Genomic DNA, 7412 nt, shown 5'->3' on the forward strand with positions numbered 1-7412 from the left:
GGCCTCCTCCAGGCCCCCGCCCTCGCGCGCGGGCGCGCTGAACCCGCCCGGCACGGCACGGGCGGCCTGGGCCGGGGGCGCCTGCGCGGCCGTGACGGGCGCTGCGGCCGGCGGCGCGTCGCCCCCCTGCCGGGCGCGCGGTGCGGCCCGCGCGACGACCCGCGTGTGGGACATCAGGGGCGCACAGGCGGAGCAGACCTCCATGAGGGTCCAGACCTGCCCGACGGCGGGGTCGTGGCGCAGGACCAGGACGACGGCGCCCGCGCAGGAGGCGCGCGTGCCTTCGTGGGCCGCGCACTTCAGCTGGCGGCAGCCGCACGCGGCATCGGGCCGGACGGTCGCCGCGCGCGCGTGCGCGGCGGCGTGCGCTTCCGCGAAGCGGCGCAGGGCCGCGACGTCGCGGGAACGGGCCGGCATCGGGCAGTTCGAGGAGCAGGTGACGGAGGCGGTCCGGTCGCGGTGCCCCGTCACGCGGATCGTCCACGACCGTCCCGGGCGACGAGTTGATGGTGCGTCAGGGTACGCGAGAGCCAAGGCCATGTGTCCTTTTGTTGTCGAGAGTGCTGCGCGAAGGTGCGCAAAGGGAGATCTACCCGGGTCGAGGGCGGTTCACAGCATGCCGAAGCCTTCTCCTTGCGGCGGGGACGCGCGGCCCGGCGGCGCCCCTCCCTGTCCGCGCGATCCGCGTTCCGGCGTGCGAAATATATCGGCAGCCGATATATTCAGTTCCATGGGAACGAAGTCGATGACACAGGCCGCGTTCTTCGTGCTGACGGCCCTCGCGGACCAGCCCCGGCACGGGTACGGCATCCTGCGCGAGGTCGAGGACCTCTCCGGCGGCGAGGTCAGCCTCAGGGTCGGCACGCTCTACGGCGTCCTCGACAGACTCACCGCCGACGCCCTGATCGTCCTGGACCGCGAGGAGGTCCAGCAGGGCAGGCTGCGCCGGTACTACCGCCTCACCGACGAGGGCGTCGCCGCGCTGGACGCCGAGGCGGAGCGCATGGCGGCGGGCGCGAGCGCGGCCAAGCGCCGTATCGCCGAAGGCGGCCACAGCCCGGCCGCGCCCGTCGTACCGCCCGTGACGGGCCCCGGACTCGCCGGAGGAGTCGCATGAGCACGCTGCTGGAATCCCGCTACCGGACCGTCCTGCGCCTGCTGCCCGCCTACTACCGGCGCGAGCGCGAGGAGGAGATGGTCGAGACGTACCTGTGGGACGTCGACCAGGAGACCCAGGACCAGAGCCGCCCCACGCTCGGCGAGGTCGCGAGCATCGCCGCGCTCGCCGTCCGCACCCGCCTCGGCACGGCCGCCTCGCCCCGCAGGTACGCCCTGTTCGGCGCGTCCGTACGGCAGTTCGCGCTGTTCGCGCTCCTCCTCCAGGCCGCCTCGGCGCTCGTGGACCGGGTCCTCGAACTGACCTGGGGGAGTTCCCACGGATCGGCGCAGTGGGACCTGTTCCTGACCCGTTTCAACGGCCGGGGGCCGGGGAACAGCGTGCCGGTCGCCGTCCTGGAGTGGACGCTCCCGCTGCTGTGGACGGTCGCCTACTTCGCGCTCCTGCGCGACCGCAGGCGCCTCGCCGGGATCACCGCCGCCGTTGCCGCGCTGCCCGAACTCTGGGTGTTCGTCGCCCCGTTCGTCACCGACGCCTTCCCGCCGGACCTGCCCTACGCCACCGCCAACGGCCTGCTCGCCTGGCTCACCGTCCTCGCGGTGTACGCCGCCTACCACCACGACGCCCCGCCGGCCGCCCTCCCCGCGGGCACCCCCGGCCTCGCCTACCTCGCCGCCTGCGTGACCATGGGTGCCTCCCAGACCGTCCTGCCGCTGGCCACCGACTCCGTGTGGGCCCCCTCCACGGCCGTCCTCCTCGCGGGCCTCGCCTGGCTGGCCTGGCGCCCCCGCACCCCGGACACCGCCTTCGCGCTCGCGGCCCTCGGCGCCCTGCTGCTCGCCCTGCGCGTGACGACCCTCTACCACTGGTACGACGTCCTCCCGGCCGTCGCCCGCTTCGGCTCGGTCGGCCAAGCGGCGGGCCTGCTCCTGCTGACCGCCGCCCTCACCGCCGTGGCCGCGCGCTCAGTGCGGGAACGCGCGGGGCGCCCGTAGCCGGGGCAGCCCGTCCCTGAACTCCTCGATCCGCGAACTGATCTGCCGCATCAGCACCGTCTGAGCCAGCCGGTCCAGGTAGAGATTGCGCCGGGCGAGCGCGCCGGCGTCCACGCAGAAGTACATCGCCATCAGCGGATTCACGAACAGCTCCCCCTTCTTGGTCCGCTCCGTGAACCGCACGTCCCCGAACTCCCCGCGTACGGCGGCGGCGACCGACCCCTGCACGATGCTCGGGTGGCTCGCCGTCGCCTCCTGCGCGTGCGCGACGGCATCCAGATAGGCGGCGCCCTCCGCGCTCTCCCGGGGGATCGAGAAGGCGCCCAGATAGCCGCCCTCGCGGTCCAGCGCGGCCAGATTCTCCAGCACCAGCGCGTGGTTGACGCCGTGATAGGCGTCCACCCCGAACCCCAGGCACACCACCAGCCGCTCGGCGACGTTCAGTTGAGCCACGGCGGCCAGGCTCGCCATGTCCTCCTCCGGCGTCCCCAGCCCGTGTTCGTCCCCGCGCATCAGGATGTCGGTCCCGCCGTCGACCAGGACGATCGCGTCGATGCCGCCCAAGTGGTCGAGAAGCGCCCGGTAGGCGTCCAGCAGCGGCGCGGCGCCGGTGCGCGCGAAGGCGTACACCGTGGACGGCAGCCCCCGGCCGTCGAGCCACTGCGCGAGCGTGCGTTCCGGGAAGTAGTCGCCGCGCACGGGGGTGCCGGGCCGTACGGCGGCGACGTCCGGCTCGATCCACACCTCGGACGGGAGGCCGTACAGGTCAGCGAACGACAGGTTCGCGAGGTGGACCTCCTTGCCGGCCGCCCGCAGCGCGAACGCCAGCGGCAGCCCGGCGTACACGTCGAAACCGCCGCCCGCACCGGCGATCAGGACCCGGCGGGCGTCGCGCAGGCGGGCGAAGAGGGGAGGTTCGGGGAGGGAGAACATCGGGGGACCATAACAACGGCGCGGGGCGGCCGTACAAGAATTCTGTACGACCGCCCCGCGCCGGATCGATCGGGTCAGGCGCCGCTCTCGCGGAGCATGTCCTCGCGCTCGACGAGCTTGACGCGCTCGCGGCCCTGGGGCTCGCCGAGGGCCTTCTCGGCGGCGTCCAGCTTGTACCAGCCCTCCCAGGTGGTGAAGCGGACCTCGCGCTCGGCCAGGAAGGCGTCGACGGACTCGGGCTGCGGCGACGACGGCTCCTGGAGGCGGCCGTTCGCGTGGTCGTCCAGGAGGTTCGCGACCGTCTCGTTCGCGTCGCCCTTGGTGTGGCCGATGAGGCCGACCGGGCCGCGCCGGATCCAGCCGGTGACGTACACGGACGTCAGGTGGCTGCCGCTCTCCTCGATGACCCGGCCGCCCTCGTCCGGGACGGTGCCCGAGTCGAGGTCCCAGGGGAGCTTCGGGAGCTTCTCGGAGAGGTAGCCGACGGCGCGGTAGACGGCGCCCAGGTCCCAGTCGGTGAACTTGGCCGTGCCCTTGACGTTGCCCGTGCCGTCCAGCTCCGTGCGCTCGGTGCGCAGGCCCACGACCTTGCCGTCCTCGCCGAGGATCTCGGTGGGCGACTCGAAGAAGTGCAGGAACAGCTTGTGCGGGCGGTTCCCGACGTCGCGGATCGCCCAGTTCTCCAGCGTCTTGGCGACCATGTCGGCCTGCTTGTTGCCGCGCCGCGTCGCGATCGAGCCCTCGTCGTAGTCGATGTCCTCGGGGTCGACGATGACCTCGATGTTGGGGGAGTGGTCCAGCTCCCGCAGCTCCATCGGGGAGAACTTGGCCTGCGCGGGGCCGCGGCGCCCGAAGACGTGCACCTCCAGCGCCTTGTTGGCCTTCAGGCCGTCGTACACGTTGGCCGGGATCTCGGTCGGCAGCAGCTCGTCCGCCGTCTTCGCGAGGATGCGGGCCACGTCGAGGGCGACGTTGCCGACGCCGAGGACGGCGACCTTCTCGGCCTCCAGGGGCCAGGTGCGCGGGACGTCCGGGTGGCCGTCGTACCAGGACACGAAGTCGGCGGCGCCGTAGGAGCCGTCCAGGTCGATGCCCGGGATCGCCAGCTCGCGGTCGGCCATCGCGCCGGTCGAGAAGATCACGGCGTCGTAGAAGGCGCGCAGGTCGTCGAGGCTGATGTCGGCGGGGTAGTCGACGTTGCCGAAGAGGCGGATCTGCGGCTTGTCCAGCACTTGGTGCAGGGCGGTGATGATGCCCTTGATGCGGGGGTGGTCCGGGGCCACGCCGTACCGGATCAGTCCGAACGGGGCCGGCATCCGCTCGAAGAGGTCGATGGAGACACCGGGGTCGGCGGCCACATCGGACTTGAGCAGCGCGTCGGCGGCGTAGATCCCGGCGGGGCCGGCTCCGACGATGGCTACCCGCAGGGGGCGGGGCATGATCAGGTTCCCTTCGAGCGGCAGTTGATCGACTCGACGGGAAGCCTAAACTAAGGCAAGCCTAACCCGGTACGCGGGTCCGGTCTATGAGCTCATAAACCGGTCTTATGAGTTCTCCCGACGTCGGGTGCGACCAGCAGTTTATCCGTTTACTGGTAGTGGCTGTTCCGCCCAGATGACCTTGCCCACGGACGAGTACCGCGTCCCCCACCGCTCCGCGAGCTGCGCCACCAGGAACAGGCCCCGCCCGCCCTCGTCCGTCATCGCCGCGTACCGCAGGTGCGGTGACGTACTGCTCGCGTCGGAGACCTCGCAGATCAGCGACCGGTCGCGCAGCAGCCGCACCCGCACCGGGGCGCCGCCGTAGCGGATCGCGTTGGTGACCAGCTCGCTCAGGATCAGCTCGGTCGTGAACGACAGGTCCTCCAGGTCCCACTCCACCAGGCGCCGGGCGACCGCCGCGCGCACCCGCGCGACCTCCGCCGGGTCCATCGGCACCTCCCACTCCGCGACCCGGTCCGGGCCCAGCGCGCGCGTACGGGCGACGATCAGCGCGATGTCGTCGTTCTGGCGGGCCGGCAGCAGCGCGTCCAGGACCGCCACACAGGTCGGCTCCGGCGCGTCCGGCGCGCCCGCGAGGGCCGCGCTCAGCAGGTCGAGGCCGCTGTCGATGTCCCGGTCCCGGGACTCCACCAGACCGTCCGTGTACAGCGCGAGCCGGCTGCCCTCGGGCAGCTCCAGCTCGACCGTCTCGAACGACGGCAGCCCGCCCAGGCCCAGCGGTAGCCCCGGCGGCACCTCCGCGAACTCCACCCGGCCGTCCGGGTGCACGATCGCGGGCGGCGGATGCCCGGCCCGCGCCATCGTGCAGCGCCGCGACACCGGGTCGTAGATCGCGTACAGGCAGGTCGCGCCGGTCACCGGGGCCGCCGACTCGTCCTCCTGGTCGATCCGGTTCACCAACTCGTCCAGCAGACCGAGGAGTTCCTCCGGCGCGAGGTCCAGCGCCGAGAAGTTGTGCACGGCCGTCCGCAGCCGGCCCATCGTCGCCGCCGCGAGCAGCCCGTGCCCGACGACGTCGCCGACCACCAGCGCGACCCGCGCCCCCGACAGCGGCAGGACGTCGAACCAGTCGCCGCCCACCCCGGCCTGCGCGGGCAGGTAGCGGTACGCGATGTCCAGGGCGCTCTGCGCGGGCAGCGTGCGCGGCAGCAGGCTGCGCTGAAGCGTTTCCGCCATCTTGTGCTCGCGGGTGTAGCGGCGGGCGTTGTCGATGGTGACCGCCGCCCGCGCCACCAGCTCCTCCGCGAGCGCCACCTCGTCCGAGTCGAACGGCTCGGGCCGCTCCGAACGCCAGAAACTCACCACGCCCAGCACCAGCGCGCCCGCGCGCACGGGGACCGTGATCAGCGAGTGGATGCCGAACTCGACGACCTGCTCGGTGCGTTCGAGGTCCTGCGCCCGCCACCCCGGCGACGCGTCCAGCCGCGCCTCCAGCACCGCCCGGCCCTCCGCGAGGCTGCGGGCCTGCGGCGCCGACTCCACGAACTTCAGCGGCTCGCCGACCGCGTACAGCGGAGCGCCCTTGCGCACGCCCGTCGACGCCGTGCGCCGCAGCGCCGAGCCCGGCTCCGGCTCCTCGCCCTTGATCACCGAGTCGAACAGGTCGACGGTCACGAAGTCGGCGAACCGGGGCATCGCCAGCTCGGCCAGCTCCTCCGCCGTACGCGTCACGTCCAGGTCCGTGCCGATGCCGACGCCGGCCGCGTACAGGATGTCCAGCCGCTCGCGGGCCTCCTCCGCGCGGCCGGACAGGGCCCGCAGCTCCGTCGAGTCGCGCAGGGTCGCGACGCTGCCCGAGGGGCCGCCCGCGAGCTGGGTGGGGCGCTGGTTGATCGCCAGCAGCTTGTCGCCGACCAGGCGCACCTCGTCCGTCACGACCGCGCCGGACGCCAGCAGCTCCGCCGTCGCCGCGTCCAGGCCCAGGCTCATGACGTACCGGCCCTCCGCGTTCTGCGGGAGGTCCAGCAGGCGGTACGCCTCGTCGTTCGCGAGCATCAGGCGGCCGTCGCCGTCCACGATCAGGACGCCCTCGCGCACGGCGTGCAGCACCGCGTCGTGGTGCTCGTACATGCGGGTCATCTCGCGCGGGCCCAGACCGTGCGTCTGGCGCAGCAGACGGCGGCTGACCAGCGCGGTGCCGCCCGTCGCGAGCAGCAGCGCGGCACCCGCCGTGACCAGCACGAGGGGCAGCTGACGGTCGACGGTCCCGCCGACGCTCTCCGTCGTGATCCCCGCCGACACCAGGCCGACGACCTTGCCGTACGGCGACTTCACGGGGACGACGGCCTGGACCAGGCGCCCTATCGTGCCGTCGATGTCCTCGACGACCGTGCCGCCCGCCTGCGCGGGCGCGATCGTCCCGACGAACTTCTTGCCGATGCGGTCCGGCTTCGGGTGCGTGTAGCGGATGCCGTCCGGGTTCATGACGACGATGAAGTCCATGTCGGCGGCCTTGCGGGCGGCCTCCGCGCGCGGCTGGAGCACCGTCGTCGGGTCAGGCGAGGCCAGCGCCTCCAGCATCCCCGGCGAGTTCGCGAACGACTCCGCGACCGCCAGCGAGCGGTTGCGGGCCTCCTCCGTGCCGTCGTGCCGGACCTGGAGCACCAGCGCGACCACCGCCGCGACGACCAGCAGCAGGACGACGGCCACCTGGAGCACGAACACCTGGGTGGCCAGACTCCGCCGGCCCAGCGCCCGGCGCGGCGCGACGGGGATCCGCCGCTCCCGTGCGCGGCGGGCTGAGACGGACGGACGCGGTGCGTGTGGTCCACGGGGACGACGGGCCATGCGCCATGTCTACACTGCCGGGCTCCGGGAGGCGAGAGGCGTAACGGAGGGTGATACGGCGCACGCGGGGGCGGGGAC

6 protein-coding genes are annotated in these 7412 nt (G+C 73.0%); 2 read left to right on the plus strand and 4 right to left on the minus strand.

Going from position 1 to position 7412, the window contains the following annotated elements:
* On the minus strand, window positions 1-471 hold a 471-nt coding region (locus tag AOK24_RS05450; protein WP_079056685.1), incomplete at its 3' end, for a hypothetical protein.
* Between the two features lie 274 nt (window positions 472-745).
* On the opposite strand from AOK24_RS05450, the gene AOK24_RS05455 reads away from it, so the two are divergent.
* Window positions 746-1117 carry a PadR family transcriptional regulator gene (locus tag AOK24_RS05455; RefSeq protein WP_055718910.1) on the plus strand — a complete coding sequence of 124 codons (372 nt, stop codon included), beginning with the start codon at window positions 746-748 and terminating at the stop codon, window positions 1115-1117.
* Window positions 1114-2112 carry a hypothetical protein gene (locus AOK24_RS05460; RefSeq protein WP_055718911.1) on the plus strand — a complete coding sequence of 333 codons (999 nt, stop codon included), beginning with the start codon at window positions 1114-1116 and terminating at the stop codon, window positions 2110-2112. The genes AOK24_RS05455 and AOK24_RS05460 overlap by 4 nt, the downstream gene beginning before the upstream one ends.
* Here the strand turns inward: AOK24_RS05460 and AOK24_RS05465 are convergent.
* The 3 genes from AOK24_RS05465 to AOK24_RS05475 form a co-directional block, all read right to left on the minus strand.
* Window positions 2083-3045: a DUF1152 domain-containing protein gene (locus AOK24_RS05465; RefSeq protein WP_055718912.1), complete on the minus strand. Its 963-nt coding sequence runs from the start codon at window positions 3043-3045 to the stop codon at window positions 2083-2085. The genes AOK24_RS05460 and AOK24_RS05465 overlap by 30 nt on opposite strands.
* Window positions 3046-3119: 74 nt before the next feature.
* On the minus strand, window positions 3120-4484 hold the full coding sequence (locus AOK24_RS05470) for an FAD-dependent oxidoreductase (RefSeq protein WP_055718913.1): 1365 nt from the start codon (window positions 4482-4484) through the stop codon (window positions 3120-3122).
* A 141-nt stretch (window positions 4485-4625) separates the two neighbouring features.
* Window positions 4626-7334 carry a SpoIIE family protein phosphatase gene (locus AOK24_RS05475; RefSeq protein WP_409120982.1) on the minus strand — a complete coding sequence of 903 codons (2709 nt, stop codon included), beginning with the start codon at window positions 7332-7334 and terminating at the stop codon, window positions 4626-4628.
* Window positions 7335-7412: the final 78 nt, after the last annotated feature.

The organism is Streptomyces niveiscabiei (genome assembly GCF_001419795.1).
Lineage (GTDB): Bacteria > Actinomycetota > Actinomycetes > Streptomycetales > Streptomycetaceae > Streptomyces > Streptomyces niveiscabiei.